This window comes from Burkholderia sp. Se-20378 (assembly GCF_017104665.1).
Taxonomy (GTDB): domain Bacteria; phylum Pseudomonadota; class Gammaproteobacteria; order Burkholderiales; family Burkholderiaceae; genus Burkholderia; species Burkholderia lata.
The window spans coordinates 1-16,041 of the sequence record NZ_JAAGPG010000171.1 but is presented as its reverse complement, the minus strand read 5'-3'; the positions used below and the strand labels follow the sequence as shown (position 1 = coordinate 16,041).

Annotated in this window: 15 protein-coding genes; 5 read left to right on the top strand and 10 right to left on the bottom strand. The window is 65.3% G+C overall.

The window, feature by feature from the left end; translation table 11 throughout:
* Window positions 1–443: 443 nt before the first annotated feature.
* The 4 genes from moaC (at window position 444) to G3N93_RS18930 (ending at window position 6,029) form a co-directional block, all read left to right on the top strand.
* Window positions 444–932, top strand: a complete 489-nt coding sequence (gene moaC / locus G3N93_RS18945) for a cyclic pyranopterin monophosphate synthase MoaC (protein WP_206133700.1) — start codon at window positions 444–446, stop codon at window positions 930–932.
* A gap of 214 nt (window positions 933–1,146) precedes the next feature.
* Window positions 1,147–3,834, top strand: a complete 2,688-nt coding sequence (locus G3N93_RS18940; protein WP_206133699.1) for a type VI secretion system Vgr family protein — start codon at window positions 1,147–1,149, stop codon at window positions 3,832–3,834.
* Window positions 3,827–4,774, top strand: coding sequence for a hypothetical protein (locus tag G3N93_RS18935; protein WP_206123254.1), 948 nt, complete (start codon window positions 3,827–3,829; stop codon window positions 4,772–4,774). Before G3N93_RS18940 ends, G3N93_RS18935 begins: the two co-directional genes overlap by 8 nt.
* A gap of 79 nt (window positions 4,775–4,853) precedes the next feature.
* Complete coding sequence (locus G3N93_RS18930; RefSeq protein ID WP_206133701.1) at window positions 4,854–6,029, top strand: glycosyl hydrolase; 1,176 nt, start codon at window positions 4,854–4,856, stop codon at window positions 6,027–6,029.
* 131 nt (window positions 6,030–6,160) lie between these two features.
* Here the strand turns inward: G3N93_RS18930 and G3N93_RS18925 are convergent, their stop codons facing one another.
* The 10 genes from G3N93_RS18925 to G3N93_RS18880 form a co-directional block, all read right to left on the bottom strand.
* Window positions 6,161–6,511, bottom strand: a complete 351-nt coding sequence (locus tag G3N93_RS18925; protein ID WP_089426248.1) for a TonB family protein — start codon at window positions 6,509–6,511, stop codon at window positions 6,161–6,163.
* 455 nt (window positions 6,512–6,966) lie between these two features.
* Complete coding sequence (locus G3N93_RS18920; protein WP_206133698.1) at window positions 6,967–8,745, bottom strand: Wzy polymerase domain-containing protein; 1,779 nt, start codon at window positions 8,743–8,745, stop codon at window positions 6,967–6,969.
* 156 nt (window positions 8,746–8,901) lie between these two features.
* A complete protein-coding gene (locus G3N93_RS18915) occupies window positions 8,902–9,498 on the bottom strand; it encodes a pilin (RefSeq protein ID WP_206133697.1) in 597 nt (198 codons plus the stop codon).
* Window positions 9,499–9,595: 97 nt separating this feature from the next.
* The gene (locus tag G3N93_RS18910) at window positions 9,596–10,300 is read right to left on the bottom strand and encodes a TerC family protein (protein WP_174940346.1); all 705 of its coding nucleotides are present in this window, start codon (window positions 10,298–10,300) and stop codon (window positions 9,596–9,598) included.
* A gap of 155 nt (window positions 10,301–10,455) precedes the next feature.
* On the bottom strand, window positions 10,456–11,337 hold the full coding sequence (gene sucD, locus G3N93_RS18905; protein ID WP_006477916.1) for a succinate--CoA ligase subunit alpha: 882 nt from the start codon (window positions 11,335–11,337) through the stop codon (window positions 10,456–10,458).
* Window positions 11,338–11,403: 66 nt separating this feature from the next.
* Window positions 11,404–12,570, bottom strand: coding sequence for an ADP-forming succinate--CoA ligase subunit beta (gene sucC / locus G3N93_RS18900; protein ID WP_011353083.1), 1,167 nt, complete (start codon window positions 12,568–12,570; stop codon window positions 11,404–11,406).
* A gap of 68 nt (window positions 12,571–12,638) precedes the next feature.
* Window positions 12,639–13,247: a DUF2889 domain-containing protein gene (locus G3N93_RS18895; protein WP_041492941.1), complete on the bottom strand. Its 609-nt coding sequence runs from the start codon at window positions 13,245–13,247 to the stop codon at window positions 12,639–12,641.
* 146 nt (window positions 13,248–13,393) lie between these two features.
* Window positions 13,394–14,263 carry a recombination regulator RecX gene (gene recX, locus G3N93_RS18890; protein WP_206123250.1) on the bottom strand — a complete coding sequence of 290 codons (870 nt, stop codon included), beginning with the start codon at window positions 14,261–14,263 and terminating at the stop codon, window positions 13,394–13,396.
* Window positions 14,263–15,336 carry a recombinase RecA gene (gene recA, locus G3N93_RS18885; protein ID WP_041492942.1) on the bottom strand — a complete coding sequence of 358 codons (1,074 nt, stop codon included), beginning with the start codon at window positions 15,334–15,336 and terminating at the stop codon, window positions 14,263–14,265. Before recA ends, recX begins: the two co-directional genes overlap by 1 nt.
* Window positions 15,337–15,386: 50 nt before the next feature.
* On the bottom strand, window positions 15,387–15,527 hold the full coding sequence (locus G3N93_RS18880; protein ID WP_174940342.1) for a hypothetical protein: 141 nt from the start codon (window positions 15,525–15,527) through the stop codon (window positions 15,387–15,389).
* Here G3N93_RS18880 and G3N93_RS18875 point away from each other — a divergent pair.
* Window positions 15,526–16,041: response regulator transcription factor (locus G3N93_RS18875; protein WP_206133696.1), on the top strand; the 516-nt coding region annotated here is incomplete at its 3' end. The genes G3N93_RS18880 and G3N93_RS18875 overlap by 2 nt on opposite strands.

Sequence of the window (16,041 nt, the reverse complement as noted above, 5' to 3'; positions counted from 1 at the left end):
CGTACGTGCCGAACACGCCGGCCGCGATGCCGGACTGCACCGTGGACATCGCCCGCGCGCCTCCCGCCCCCGCTTCGAGCGGCGGCGCGGACGCGCTCTGCGCATGGCCGCTCGGCGGCAATGCGAGCGCCACCGACAGCGACACGGCAAGCAACTGTTTGACACGCATGGCAGGATGAAAACGACGCCGTCCCGCGCGCCCGGCGCGCATCGCGGCGTTTGGTCTGAATATTCGGGTCATTGTACCGGCGACATCGCGACTGTCCCGTACGGCAAGCGCGCCATCTGCGTACCCGGCGCCGCGAATGCCACTGCTATGATAGGCGCCCGTTGAAACGTTGGATCGGATCGGGGTGCGGGGATGGGATACGGCGCCCTGCCCGATCGCGAAGCAGGACCGAGCGACGTGCTCGCGCGAGCACGCCGTTCCACTGGAGCACGACATGTCAGGACTCACCCATTTCGACGCCGCCGGCCATGCGCACATGGTCGACGTCGGCGGCAAGCAGGAAACCCAACGCATTGCGATCGCGCGCGGCACGATCAGGATGCTGCCGGCTACGTTCGCGCTGATCCGCGACGGCAAGGCCAAGAAAGGCGACGTGCTCGGCGTCGCGCGCATCGCATCCATCCAGGGCGCCAAGCGCACGGCCGACCTCATCCCGCTGTGCCACCCGCTCGCGCTGACGCGCGTGGCCGTCGAGTTCGAACTCGACGACGCGCTGCCCGGCGTCCACTGCGTCGTACAGGTCGAGACGTTCGGCCGCACCGGCGTCGAGATGGAAGCGCTGACCGCCGTACAGGTCGGGCTGCTGACCGTCTACGACATGTGCAAGGCCGTCGATCGCGGGATGGTGATCACCGACGTGAGCGTGCGCGAGAAGCGCGGCGGGAAGTCGGGGGACTGGAAGGCGGAGGAGCCGGCGGGCTGAGTGGCCCTGCGGCGGTCGACCCGGCCGGAACCGCTGACGGCCAGCCATTGCCCGGCCGGATGACGTGTGCGCCTTGCCCGTCAGGCCGACGATCCGACCAGATTTGAAATGCCGTTGAAGGGCAAATTCGAGACATCCGTCGCTTATCTCATACAATTACGGGATTCCGCACGAGAGAGCGTGCGACCCAGCACAAAAAAAGCGAGCACGGGTAATGAATTCGCAAGCATTGAGAAGCGCACTGCTGGCCGGGCCGGTCCAGGACGAACGACTCGTCAAACTGGAGACGCCGCTCGGCCCTGACGTCCTGCTGCCCCATCGCGTCAAGGGGCGATCCCGGCTCGGACGGCATTTCGAGTTCACGGTCGACGCCGTGTCGGTGTCCGATGACATCGAACTCAAGAAGCTGATCGCGCAGCCGGTGACGCTACGCATCCAGCAGGCCGACAAGTCGTACGCGCCGCACCACGGGTACGTGCACGCTGCCCGCCGGCTCGGGTCGGACAGCGGCCTCACGCACTACCAGATCGTCTTCGCCTCGTTCCTGCACTTCCTGAAGTTCCGCCGCGACCAGCGCATCTGGCAAGACAAGTCCGCCGACGAGATCATCGCCGACGTCCTGAACCAGCATCAGCAGGCGAAAGGCTGCTTCGATTTCAGGCTCTACCAGCCGCTGCCGTCCCGTTCGTTCTGCATGCAATACGAGGACGACTGGCATTTCGTGCACCGCCTGATGGAATCGGAAGGCCTGTACGGTTTCTGGGAGCAGGCGCAGGACGGCAAGTCGCACAAGCTCGTCATCGTCGACCGGATCGATGCGCTGCCCGCGCTGGCGCCGCAGACCCTGCGCTTTCATCACGCCGGCGCTCACGACGAAGCCGACACGCTCGTCCAGTTCTCCGGCACGCGCACGCTGCGCAGCGTCGCGCGCACGACGCGCACGTTCGACTACAAGCAGCCGCCCACCGCATCGAATCCGAAGGCGACTCACCTGCCGACGATCGCGAACCAGGGCGACCTGCCGCAACAACTCGAAGTCTACGAATACACCGGGGCCTACACGTACGCCGAACAGTCTCGCGGCGACCATCTGTCGAAGATCTGGATGGAGGAACAGGAGTCGCACGCGAAGCGCTTCCACGGTATCGGCGGCGTCCGGCGCATGGACGCGGGACGCACGTTCGAGCTCGCGGATCACCCCGAACACGACAAGGACGATGCCGGCCAGCGCCGCTTCGCCGTGATCGAAACGGCATGGCTGATCGCCAACAACCTGCCCGTCGCCGATCGGCAGGCCGGATTCCCGCACAGCCTGCAGGCCGAAATCGACGACCTCGTGCAGGCCGGCGGCGCCGACCTGCCGCATGTCCGGCATCCGGACGGCAGCGCGGGCGTTTTCCAGGTCAGCATCGAAGCGCAGCGCACCACGGTGCCGTTCCGCAGCCCGTTCGAACACCCGAAGCCGCCGATGCATCTGCAGTCGGCGATCGTCGTCGCACCGCAAGGCGAAGAAGTCCACACCGACGAACTCAATCGAATCAAGGTCCGCTTCCACTGGGATCGCCTCAACGACGGCGACGAGAAGGCCTCGTGCTGGTTGCGCGCCGCCGCATCGGATTCGGGCAGCGGCTATGGCGCCGTGCACCCCCATCGCAGCGGCGAGGAAGTGCTGGTCGATTTCCTCGGCGGCGACTGCGATCGTCCGATCGTCGTCGGGAAGCTGTACAACGGCGCGACCAGCCCGCAATGGCACAGCAACGGCATCCTGTCCGGATACCGATCGAAGGAATACGCGGGCGTCGGTTACAACCAGCTGGTGCTCGACGACGCGACCGCGCAGAACCGCGTGCACCTGTACAGCAGCCAGGCCAACACGCACCTGCACCTCGGCTACCTGATCGACCACACGGGCAACAACCGCGGCAGCTACCTCGGCAGCGGGTTCGACCTGCGCTCCGACGCCTTCGGCGCGGTTCGCGCGAATCGCGGCCTGTACGTCACCACGCATCCGAAACAACCGGCGAGCCAGCCGCTCGACGTCAAGGAGACGCAACAGCAGCTCGTCACGGCGGAAGGCCTGATGGAAGCGATGTCGGGGGTCAGCGCGCAGCATCAGGGCGAGTCGCTCGACCCCGGCCACGCCGCGCTGAAGCAGTTCACCGATGCGACGCAGAACAGCGTGAGCGGCAGCGCGTCGGGCGGGCGAACCGGCGGCGGCGGAACCGGCAGCGCCAATGCGTTCAAGGAACCCCTGATGCTGTTCGGCAGCCCGGCCGGCATCACGCTGGCGACGCAGCAATCGGTGCACTTCACCGCGGACCAGCACGTCAACCTCGTCAGCGGACAGAGCACGCATGTCGCGGCCGGGAAGTCGCTGATCGCGAGCGTTCTCGACCGGATCAGCCTGTTCGCGCAGAACGCGGGCATGAAGCTGTTCGCCGGCAAGGGCAAGGTGGAGATCCAGGCGCACGCGGAGGGCATCGAGTTGACCGCGCAGAAGGCGCTGAAGCTGCTGGCGGTCACCGAGTCGGTCGAAGGCGCCGCGGCGAAGGAAATCCTGCTGACATCCGGTGGCGCGTATATCCGCATCGCGAACGGCAACATCGAGGTGCATGCGCCCGGCAAGATCGACATCAAGGGCGCGCAGCATGCGTTCAGCGGCCCCACGCACCTGTCGCAAACCATGCCGACGCTGCCGAACTCGACCGGCAACTACGACAAGGCGTTCATCGCGCACTGGGCCGGCACCGACATTCCGGTCGCGAACACGCGCTACCAGATGTTCTCGAACGGCACGCTGATCTCGGAAGGCGTCACCAACGCGGCAGGCGAAACAGGGCTCACGCAAAGCCACGTGCCGCATGACGTCGTCGTCAAGTTTCTAGGGAAATCGAATGGCTGACGTGCAACAGAAGGACAACGTGCTGGGTACCGGCGCGGGGATGCTGACGCCGACCGGCTACAAGGATCGGCCGAAGGTGCAGATCAGCATCTGCGACAAGCATGTCACGCCGGCCGCCGATTCCATCATTGGCACTTGCCCGTTCTACTACCTGCCGCTTCACGGCGAGTACTGGGAAACGGTCGAGAAGGTCAGCATGTCGAGCGCATGGGAGACCGTCAAGAAATTTGCCACGTCATGGGATCCGTGGAAAGACAAGAAAGTCGTCCATGATCTGCTGCACCGGCGGGAGGACCTGCTCAAGCCGAAAAGCATCGATTCGGACTGGTCCCGCCACGGCAATTTCATGATGCGTCATATCGGGTGCGGGCATAAGCCGCCTGCTTACTATGTGAGCTACGGCTACTACTATTGCTCGGATTACGGCACCAATCTCTACCCCACCCTCACGGCAAAGGGAAAGAAATGGCTGGATAACGCGCGGTGGTGGCTTCAGAAATACATCGAGATCGGGCTGTACCAGAACATGCAGGGAAACCAGATCGCAATCAAAAGCGCGAAACCGGGAAACGGCAAGCTCTCGATGCAGGTGACGCGATACGAACTGGAGCTGGACAAGGACGGAGAAACGTTCAAGACCTTCGCCTTCGTCACTCACCCATTGGCGTATCTGGACGGAGGGCTGGCCGGCCTGCCGGTCTCGGATCTCGTCAAGATCGGCAGGCGGCCGAACATCGAGGAATGGGGCGACGCGCGCACGCGCCAACAGGCAATCGACGCAGGCATTCCCGTCGCCAAGGCAAAAGCGCGCGAATGGAGCCAGGATGCGGTCGACAAGGCGCGCGAGTGGGGCTCGGACGCCGCCGACAAGGCACGCGAGTGGGGGACGGATGCGGCCGATGAAGTCAACCGCGCGCTCGAACGTTTGCTGAAAAAGTGACATGCGAAAACACAAGCGCTGGAAATGGATCGCCGGTGGCCTCGTTGCCCTGGCCATTGCAACATATGGGTACGTAAATATGACGACGGGCTGGGAGACGATTTCGACAAGCTTCATGCGGAACGACGCGCCATATGGTGGCGGCAACTTCCGCATCAAGGGCAATGAGGTGATGAGTGTCAAGCTCGCCAATCCCGAAGTGACGTTCAAGCCCCAGGCCGAATCGAACGAGCCGCAGCGGCCCGAGCCGACCGAAGCGTGGATGAACGACACCGGCGAGTTGCTGAACCGCATGACGATCAGCTTCTTCCGCGGCACCATCGACGGCGGGATGAAGCGCGAATTCCAGCAGGTCGGCCAGGATGCCGCCTGGTGGTACTCGCCCGACTGGACCGTTCAGTTCATCAGTACGTCATGGATGAACTACAAGGCTCCCGAGGCACAAGGCGGCGACGCGCCGCAAACCACCCGGCTGTGGAAATCGACCAATGGCGGCCTGACCTGGTCGCAACTTCAATGGCCTGCCAGCCAGAACATCGGCCGCCTGCTCTTTCTCGATCCGCAGCGCGGCTACGCGGCCGGCTGGGGGCCGCGCATATGGCGGACTTCGGACGGCGGAAACACGTGGCAGGCGATCGATGTGCCGGCCGATGCACGCGTCGGCAGCGAGACGCGCCAGGATTTCAATGCAATCAGCCTCGGCCCGGACGGTGTTCTGCGAATCGCCTACCATGTCGCACAGACTGCCGAAGCACCGGCTCACAGCGTAGTCGACCGGCTCGACTGGGGGCAGCACGCATTCGTGACGGATACCGTACTGCCGGGCCAGGTCATCACTGCGCTCGACACTACGCCGGAATCGGGATCACGTTATTCGCTGTACACGCTGTCGCATCTCGACGAGCCTCAAAACGGCGACGATCACGACAACGGCCACCGGACGGGCGCCATTTCCACGTGGACGAACGACCATCCCGAGTCCGTGCAGCAACTGCACACCTTCGACGAGAAGCTCACGCTCGACAGCATGAGCATCGGTCGAAACGGCCTCCTGCTCGTCTATGCAACCGATCCGAACTCCGGAAGCGGCGGTACCGGCGGCGGCGCACCGATCGACCTGACGTTCAGCAGCACCGACGCCGGCAAGTCGTGGAATAAAACGTCAGACAAGACCGCACAGGGCGGCTACTTCGACGCGCAGACCAACACGCTGTACTGGCTGCACGCCTATACGCTGAAGAAACGGACCTTCTGATCGCGCGCCGGCCGCCTCGGCGGCCGGCCCTCACCGCAGCTGCTCGATCGTCACGATCGCGAACCGCAGCGACCTGTCTCGCGCACGATGGCCTTGGCCGCACGCACACGGCCGGCCACGCCGCCCTCGCTTCACTGGCCGCGCTGCGGCTCGAACACGAACGGTTGGGTCAGCAGGAACGGGTTCGCGGTCGCGCCCGTCTGCACGCAGGTCGCGTGCGTCATCGCGTCGACGGCCGCGCGATCGGCCGCCGCATTGCGGCTGCTCGTCGTCACGGTGACGTTCTGCGCTTCGCCGGACGTCGTCATCAGCGCGCGCACGAGCACGGTCGCCGGGCGCGTAAGCGGCTTCGCGGTATCCGGATAGACGGCGCGCGGAATGTGGCAGGTCAGCTTGCTTTCCTGCGACGACGACAGCATCGCGCAGCCGGAAAACAGCATCGCGACGGCAGGCAGGATCAGGTAGGTCGAGCGAATGGCCATGGTCGAATATCGTTCTTCAGCACTGTTCCGGACGCACGCGCCGCGCACCGGGAAACGTCGCCCGGCCGCATCGCATGCATCCCACTGCGCCGCGGCCATCGGACCGGCGCCCCGTTACGGCCGCACGGCCGATCGATGCTCGGCCGCGATCCTGCGTGGCGGACTTCCCCGGTGGCCGGGGTACTGCCTGTGTTCGCTCCGTGCCCCACCCCACACGGGCTGTCACACGAGCGCTTTCGCGCATTGTGCACGCGCGGCCCGGCGAGCGGCGGCGATTTGACAATGGTTGACGCGAATCGCCGCGCCCTTAGCCGGAATCCACCCAATTCGCGAGGTAATCGATACGCGGCCGGGTTCGCACGACTCGCGCCGGGCTCTAACGCCCAACGCGCACCACTGCTTCGTCACGGAGCGGCACATGCCGGAATTCCCCGTTCCGGCAGGCGCTGCGCACATCAATCCGAATCGTCCTCGTCCTCGTCGTCGGCCGCATCGGCCGGAACTTCGCCGTATTTCGCGACGACTGCCGCCTTGAACGGCTTCAGCGCCGGCTGCTGGTCGCACAGCTTGTACAGCGCCGCCAGTTGCTGCGGCCAGTCCTTCAACTCCTTCGCAAACACGTGCAGGCGCGCGACGGTGTCGAGCGCGTCGGCCTCGCGGCCGGCCAGCGCCTGCAGCGCCGCATAGCGACGCAGCACCGTCTCGCCGGGCAGCAGCGCGATCGCGCGCTCATGGGCAGCGAGCTTGGCCGGCAGGTCGTCCGCCGAAATCGGGAGCAGCGTGGCCGCACCGTATTCGCCCCACGCGCCGAACAGCAGCGACGGCGCATCGCGGTACTGCGCGGCCGGATCGCTGCCGTAATACAGCACTTCCGCGCGCTGGTAGTCGCGCAGCACCGGCACCGCCGCCAGCACGCCGCCGACCGACAGCACCGCGAACAGCCCGAATGCCGCACGCCCCGGCAGGATGCGCAGCGGCTTCACCTCGAGCAGCCCGATCACGAACATTGCCGGCAACAGGAAGAACATGTACTGCTGCGGATACTCGACCAGCGCGTGCATCAGCAGGATGCCGATCAGCGCGAAGCCGAACACGCGCATGCTCGACTGCGGCGCGCGCACCGCACGCACGAACCATGTCACGAGCGCGACGACGAGCACGCCGAGGCCGACGAGGCCGGACTTCGCGAGCAGGTCGATGAAGATGTCATGAGAGTTGTTCGCGATCTCGACGCCGCCAAGCGAGCGCACGAGCGCGAACTGGTGCGACGGGAACTCGCCCCAGCCGACGCCGAGCAGCGGATGTTCGCGGAACATCGCGAGCCCGTACTTCCACAGCGCGAGGCGCGGCGCGATCTGCCCCGCGTCACGCATCCGGTCGGCCGCGGATTCCGCGAGCCCGAGGTGGTAGTGGACGTTCGCCCAGCGCACCGCGACGTTCACCGCGATGAACGCCACCGCCAGCACGACCGGGATCGCCCACGCGCGCGCATTGCCCGGCGCACGGCGGGATTCGAGCCACGCCATCCAGAAGCCCGCGACGACCATTACCGCGACCTGCAGCCACGGCCCGCGCGACACCGTCAGCGCAAGACCGACCGACAGCACGATCGACAGCGCGAGCCACGCCCATACCGCGAGCCGGCGCGTCTGCACGAGATACAGCGCGCCCGCGAGCGCGAACGCGATGTAGCTGGCCAGATGGTTCGCCTGCGCCATGTTGCCGTACGGACGGCGATCGACCGCAACGTTGTACATCACGACGAACGGCGACAGCGCCGACTCGAGGTGGAACAACTGAACGATCTGCGTTCCGACCGCGAACACGCCGCCGATGAGCAGCGCGCCGGCCATCATCCGCGACACGGCCTCGGCCAGCCCGTCGCGCGCGAGCGTATAGCCGGCCTGCATCGCGACCAGCGCGGCCGCGAGATAGCCGACCGCCAGCCAGTTCATCGACGGCACCTTGAGCGCGATCAGCGCGACCTGCGCGATGAGCACCACGGCGAACCCGAGCGGCGCGACGAACGCGGCCGGCGCCGCAAACGGCTCGGCCGGGCGGCCCGTGCGCGCGAGCAGCACGACGGACACCCCCACCAGCAGATACAGCAACAGCGCGGAAAACTCGGAGTAGAAGGTCGGGATCGGATACGTGTGATTCGTGATCGCGTACGGCACGATCAGGGCGACAGCCAGCGCAACGAGCGGCAACGAACGGGAAAAAGTAGAAGGCATGAGCGAACCGGATGTCAGCAACCGGCGCACTATACAAAACTTTCCCCCCTCTGTGCGGGGCCTTCGCGCCGCGACCCGACGCGGAGCGGCCGTCACGGCCGGCTAAAGCGGCGGGCGGGCGCATACCGCCCGCGCCGCCCTTCTCCGCCACCGGCACTACGCGGGGCACTCCGCCGGTGCATATTTCGCCGGCAGCGTCGCAGCGTCACCCGGCAATGGCCCTGCTCCCGGTGCCGGCAACGACGACGCATTCTTGCCGCCGGCAAAGCACTCCCACGCGATCGCCCCGGCCTGCATCGCGCCCTTTTTGAGCGGTACGCGTGCGGTGGGCGCATCGGCCTTGTCGGGCGCGGACGGCACGAGTACCAGCGTATTGGTGCCCGCCGCGGCGACGCGCGTGGTGAATGCGACCGTGATCTGGCCGGTCTCGCCGTCGATTGCTACGGATTCGACGTTGCGGGTCGCGGCCGGCGGGCTGTAGCCGCCGTCGAGACTCGCGCCGCTTGCGGCGTTGTCGGCAACGGCGAGTCGCGCGGACGACGCAAGCGCGAGCCCCTCGCCGACGCGCGAGCGCGCAAGGTAGTCCTGGTATGCGGGAATCGCGTAGGCCGCGATCACGCCGACGATCGCCAGCACGATCATCAGTTCGATCAGCGTGAAGCCGGCCGGCCGCCAGCGCGGCGACGGCCGGTTCGCGCGCCGCAGATCGGCGGCCACACGACGGAACAGGGAAACGGAAAAGGCTTCGAACATGGCAGGCTCCGGAAACGAAAAACGCCTGCCGGTAAAGGCAGGCGTCTCGATCGTAGCCAGCGGGCCGTGAATCCGGCAGTCGGCCGGACGGCCAATGTCAGTGTGCGTGCGGCGCGTCGCGACGCTTCCTGAGCGTGTAACCGATCGCCACGACGAACAGCGCGCCCGCGATGCTCGCGCCGTAGAGGACCTCCGGCGTATCGAGAACCGGCCAGCGGTCGCCGACCGGGTCATTCACGATCAGCCCGCCCGCGATCCAGCCGAGCAGCCCGGCGCCGAACGCCACGGCGATCGGGAAACGGTCGAGCAGCTTCAGCACCAGCGTGCTGCCCCACACGATGATCGGCACGCTGACGACGAGCCCGAAGATCACGAGCGCGATCCGGTGCGACGGGTCGGCCTGTTCGGCCGCGCCCGCGATCGCGATCACGTTGTCGAGGCTCATCACCGCATCGGCGATCACGATCGTCTTCACGGCGTCCCACAACCGGCTGGCCGGCTTGATGTCGTCGTGCGCGTCGCCGGCCGGCGCCATCAGCTTGATGCCGATCCACAGCAGCAGCAACCCGCCGCCGAGCTTCAGGAACGGTACGTCGAGCAGCGCGACCGCGAACGTGATCAGCGCGACGCGCAGCAGGATCGCACCCGCGGTGCCCCAGATGACGCCGCGCAGCCGCTGGTTCGCGGGCAGGTTGCGGCATGCGAGCGCGATGACGACGGCGTTGTCGCCGCCGAGCAGGATATCGATGATGACGATCTGGAGTACGGCGCCCCAGTGGAGCGACGTCAGGAATTCGAGCATGGCGTGACGGGCAGGACGGCGGCCGCCCGCGGGCGACCCGGTTCATCGCCGGCACATGCGCGATGCATGCCCGGTGCTTACGAATTCATTGCGCGAGCATAACAAAAAACGCCGGCAAAGCCGGCGTTTTCTGCAGGACGAACCCAGGGGAAATATTACAGCGCCTTCTTCAGCAGACGGCCCATTTCCGACGGATTGCGCGTGACGGTGATGCCGCACGCTTCCATGATTTCCAGCTTCGCTTCGGCCGTATCCGCACCGCCCGAGATCAGCGCGCCGGCGTGGCCCATGCGCTTGCCCGGAGGCGCCGTGACGCCAGCGATGAAGCCGACGACCGGCTTCTTCATGTTGTCCTTGATCCACTCGGCGGCATTGGCTTCGTCCGGACCGCCGATTTCGCCGATCATCACGACTGCGTCCGTATCCGGATCGTCGTTGAACATCTTCATCACGTCGATGTGCTTCAGACCGTTGATCGGGTCGCCGCCGATACCGACTGCCGACGACTGGCCGAGGCCGAGTGCCGTCAGCTGAGCAACTGCTTCATACGTCAGCGTGCCCGAACGCGACACGACGCCGATGCGGCCCTTGCGGTGGATGTGACCCGGCATGATGCCGATCTTCAGTTCGTCCGGCGTGATCGTGCCCGGGCAGTTCGGCCCGAGCAGCAGCGTCTTGCGGCCTTCGCGACGCATGCGGTCCTTCACTTCGATCATGTCGCGGACGGGGATGCCTTCCGTGATACAGATCGCGAGATCCAGATCGGCTTCGACCGCTTCCCAGATCGCAGCAGCTGCGCCTGCCGGCGGAACGTAGATGACCGACACGGTTGCGCCGGTTTCTGCCTTCGCTTCCTTGACGCTTGCGTAGATCGGAATGCCTTCGAAATCTTCGCCGGCCTTCTTCGGGTTCACGCCCGCGACGAATGCTTCGCGGCCGTTTGCGTATTCACGGCAGGCGCGCGTATGGAACTGACCGGTTTTGCCGGTAATGCCCTGCGTGATGACCTTCGTGTCCTTGTTGATCAGAATCGACATGTATTTTGACCTCTGTTCGATTGGCGTCGCGTACGAACCGCGCCGCCAGCGTGTTCAATAGCGCGCTTACTTGCCTGCGGCAGCCGCGACGACCTTCTGGGCAGCTTCTTCCATGCTGTCCGCCGAGATGATCGGCAGGCCCGAATCGGCCAGCATCTTCTTGCCGAGGTCTTCGTTCGTGCCCTTCATGCGCACGACGAGCGGCACGTTCAGGTTCACGGCCTTCGAACCGGCGATCACACCTTCCGCGATCACGTCGCAGCGCATGATGCCGCCGAAGATGTTCACGAGGATCGCCTTCAGATCCGGGTTCTTCAGCATCAGCTTGAACGCTTCCGTGACCTTCTCGGTCGTCGCGCCACCGCCGACGTCCAGGAAGTTCGCCGGCTCGCCGCCGAACAGCTTGATGGTGTCCATCGTCGCCATCGCCAGGCCTGCGCCGTTCACGAGACAGCCGATGTTGCCGTCGAGCGAGATGTACGCGAGGTCGAACTTCGACGCTTCGATTTCAGCCGGATCTTCTTCGTCCAGGTCGCGGTACGCAACGATTTCCGGGTGGCGGAACAGCGCGTTCGAGTCGAAGTTGAACTTCGCGTCGAGTGCGATGACCTTGCCGTCGCTGGAGACGTTCAGCGGGTTGATTTCAGCCAGCGATGCGTCGGTTTCCCAGAATGCCTTGTACAGGCCTTGCAGGATTGCGCGTGCTTGCGGAATCGAAGCAGCCGGCACGCCGATCTTCGCGGCGAGGTCGTCCGCTTGCGCGTCGAGCAGGCCCGTCGACGGCTCGACGATGACCTTGTGGATCAGTTCCGGGTGCTTTTCGGCAACTTCTTCGATGTCCATGCCGCCTTCGCTCGAACCCATCAGAACGATCTTTTGCGTCACGCGATCGACGACGAGGCTGACATACAGTTCCTGCTTGATGTCGGCGCCTTCTTCGACCATCAGGCGGTTGACCTTCTGGCCTTCCGGGCCCGTCTGGTGCGTGACGAGCTGCATGCCGAGGATCTGGTTCGCGTATTCGCGGACCTGCTCGATCGACTTCGCCACCTTCACGCCGCCGCCCTTGCCACGGCCACCCGCGTGAATCTGAGCCTTCACGACCCATACCGGGCCGCCGAGCTCTTCTGCCACCTTGACGGCCTCGTCCACCGAGAACGCCGGCTTGCCGCGCGGTACCGCGACTCCGAATTTCCGCAGGATTTCCTTACCCTGGTACTCGTGAATCTTCATGCGTGATTCCCTTCAGTCTGAGAGTTGGATGAAAAGTCGCTTTAGACGCTTCTTCGAATGATTTCCGTTCATTCCTTCGTGCTGCCTTCACCGGGCACGTCCGGCCGGCTCGCGCCATACCAGCGCGGGTAGTACTGCCGCACGACCTCGCCGTCGAACCGCAATGCCCGGCAGCGGCCGAGCTGGAAAGGCGCTTCGTCGTGCACGCCGCCATGATCCGGCCCTTCGCCCCCCTCCTCGCGCACGTTCCACACATCACCGGCGAACGCCTGGATCGCTGCCGTCGGCAGCACGGCGCACAGTTCGGTGAGATGGGAGCAGCCTGCGACGCCGGCGAGCAGCCGGTTCGCGTTGCGGCGGAAATTGCGGAAGAGATTGAGCCCGATAAGGGCCCGATAGGCGGGAGAGGCGGATTGACAGTGACCGGGATAGGGAACCCATTCCGAAGACGCTTCGGCGTCGACGACATTGAGGTCACGATCGATAGTCACGCGCAGCCAGAGTTCGTGGATCGGCAGGCCCTGGGGCCGGATGCCCGACGCAAGCGCGACATCGCGCGGCTTGTGGTCGGTCAGGCAGGCTTCGATGTCCCACAAGCCGTCGCCGCGCTCGTACGCTTCCGCTCGGATTGCGCGTTGATGTCGCAACTGACGGGGCACGGGCTCGGATAGCGGCATGCTGGAGGTTGAGGCCGAAGAGGAAAACCCATGGATTTTAGCATATTGGGTATTTGAGACAGTTTGACGCGACGGCGGGTATTCCCGCCTGTCCGGAAGCGGTTGCATTGCAGCAAAATCGCGCGCCACGCGCGCGATCGGCGCGGTCAGTCGTCGATCGGGAAATCGTCGCCGACCTTCAGCAACTTCACGATGGTCGCGCTCGAGAAGCCGCGCGCGGCAAGAAAGCGCGCCTGCTTCGCACGCTCGGCCGGCGTTTGCGGCAGTGCACCGAATTTCTTGCGCCAGACCGCCTGCGCACGCGTCCATTCGGTCTCGCGGAGCTGGGCATTCACTTCCTCGACGAGCGTGTCGCCCACCGCATGACGCTTCAGCTCGCTGACGATGCGCGCGACGCCCACACGCGACGCGCGACGATGCACGAGACTCTCGGCAAACCGCGCATCGGACAGCCAGCCTTCCTGTTCCAGCGCATCGAGCACGGGGTCGACGGATTCGTCTTCACCGACGTAAGGCGCGAGCTTGCGCGCGAGTTCGGTGCGACTGTATTCACGGCGGGACAGATAGCCGAGCGCGCGGCCCTTCAACGATCGCTGAGGCTTCGATGACTTGCGCTCGGCAGCGCCCGGAGCGTCACCTGACGAGGCATTGGAAGAAGCACCCGATGCGCGACGTGTACGGCGCGGATGCTGGCTGCTGCGGGTATAGACATCTTCCCTGGCCGGCGCCGATGCGTCGGCTGCGCGATCGCCCGGGAAGCGGACACCGGAAACACGACGGCGGGAGCGGTCGTGCGCGTCGAACGATTCATCGTCGTCGAACGGATTGTCCGGTGCGGCAATCTCAAACGAAACGAGGGCATCGTCGGATGCCCTCGTCGCGGTGCGGTTCGCGGCATCGCTGCCCGCGCCCCGCCGATCGGCGCCCGAGGATCCGGTTCGCCGGCCGGAGCGACCCGCCGTTTCGGGCGCGTCGCTCTCCTCCGGCTCGCCAGCCTGACCTCGGCGCCCGACCATCACTCTTCTTCGTCCATCGCCTCGGCTTCGTCCTGGCCTGCACCATCAGGCATGGCGACCACGCCAAGCGATTCGCGAATGCGGTTCTCGATCTCGCGTGCGATTTCCGGATTCTCGCGCAGGAATTCACGCGCGTTGTCCTTGCCCTGGCCGATCTTCTCGCCGTTGTAGCTGTACCAGGCGCCCGCCTTGTCGACGATCTTCGCCTGCACGCCGAGATCGATGATCTCGCCCTGACGCGAAATGCCTTCGCCATACAGGATGTCGAAGATCGCTTCGCGGAACGGCGGCGACACCTTGTTCTTGACGACCTTCACGCGGGTTTCGTTGCCGATCACCTCGTCGTTCTTCTTGATCGAGCCGATCCGGCGGATGTCGAGACGCACCGACGAGTAGAACTTGAGCGCGTTGCCGCCCGTCGTGGTTTCCGGGTTGCCGAACATCACGCCGATCTTCATCCGGATCTGGTTGATGAAGATCACGAGGCAGTTCGTGCGCTTGATCGTGCCGGTCAGCTTGCGCAGCGCCTGCGACATCAGGCGAGCCTGCAGACCCGGCAGCGAATCGCCCATCTCGCCTTCGATTTCGGCCTTCGGCACGAGCGCCGCGACCGAGTCGATGACGATCATGTCGATCGAGCCCGAGCGCACCAGCGCGTCGGTGATTTCAAGCGCCTGCTCGCCGGTGTCCGGCTGCGAGATCAGCAGCTCCGGCACGTTCACGCCGAGCTTCGCTGCATATTGAACGTCGAGCGCGTGCTCGGCGTCGATGAACGCTGCGGTGCCGCCGATCTTCTGCAGTTCGGCAATGACCTGCAGCGTGAGCGTGGTTTTACCGGACGATTCCGGACCGTAGATTTCGACCACCCGGCCGCGCGGCAGGCCGCCGACGCCGAGCGCGATATCGAGACCGAGCGAGCCCGTGGACACGACCTGGATGTTCTCGGTCGCCTCGCCGTCGCCCATGCGCATGATCGAGCCCTTGCCGAACTGCTTTTCGATCTGGGCAAGCGCGGCGGCCAGCGCCTTGCTCTTCTCGGCGGTCATCCCGGAGCCCTTCTTGCTATCTTCCATGAATCGTCCTTTGCTATGATGAGCAGCGTCTGTTAAAGGCGCGCCCACTTTCAAGCGCCGCCCACGAATGCAGACACTGTATAAAAAAACAGTGTTTTGTGCAAGCCCGCAATGCAGGCTGCGTTGTACACGAATAACTTCGGAGACAGCCGGCCGGCGTGAACGCCCTGCCGGCCATCGGTCAGCACCATGCGAATTCTCATCGCGGAAGACGACAGCATACTCGCGGACGGCCTCACCCGGTCACTCCGCCAATCGGGCTATGCAGTCGACCACGTGAGGACCGGTGTCGACGCCGATACCGCGCTGTCGATGCAGACCTTCGACCTGCTGATCCTCGATCTCGGGCTCCCGAAAATGCCCGGGCTCGACGTGCTCAAGCGCCTGCGCGCCCGCAATTCCAACCTCCCCGTGCTGATCCTGACGGCCGCCGACAGCGTCGACGAGCGCGTGAAGGGGCTCGACCTCGGCGCCGACGACTACATGGCCAAGCCGTTCGCGCTCAACGAGCTCGAGGCGCGCGTGCGCGCGCTGACCCGGCGCGGCGCGGGCGGCGGCCCGACATGCGTGCGCCACGGGTCGCTCGCATTCGACCAGGGCGGCCGGATCGCGTATGCGAACGATCACGTACTCGTCCTCTCCGCACGCGAGCTCGGCCTGCGCGAGGTACTGCTGCAGCGAATCGGCCGACTCGTGTCGAAGGAG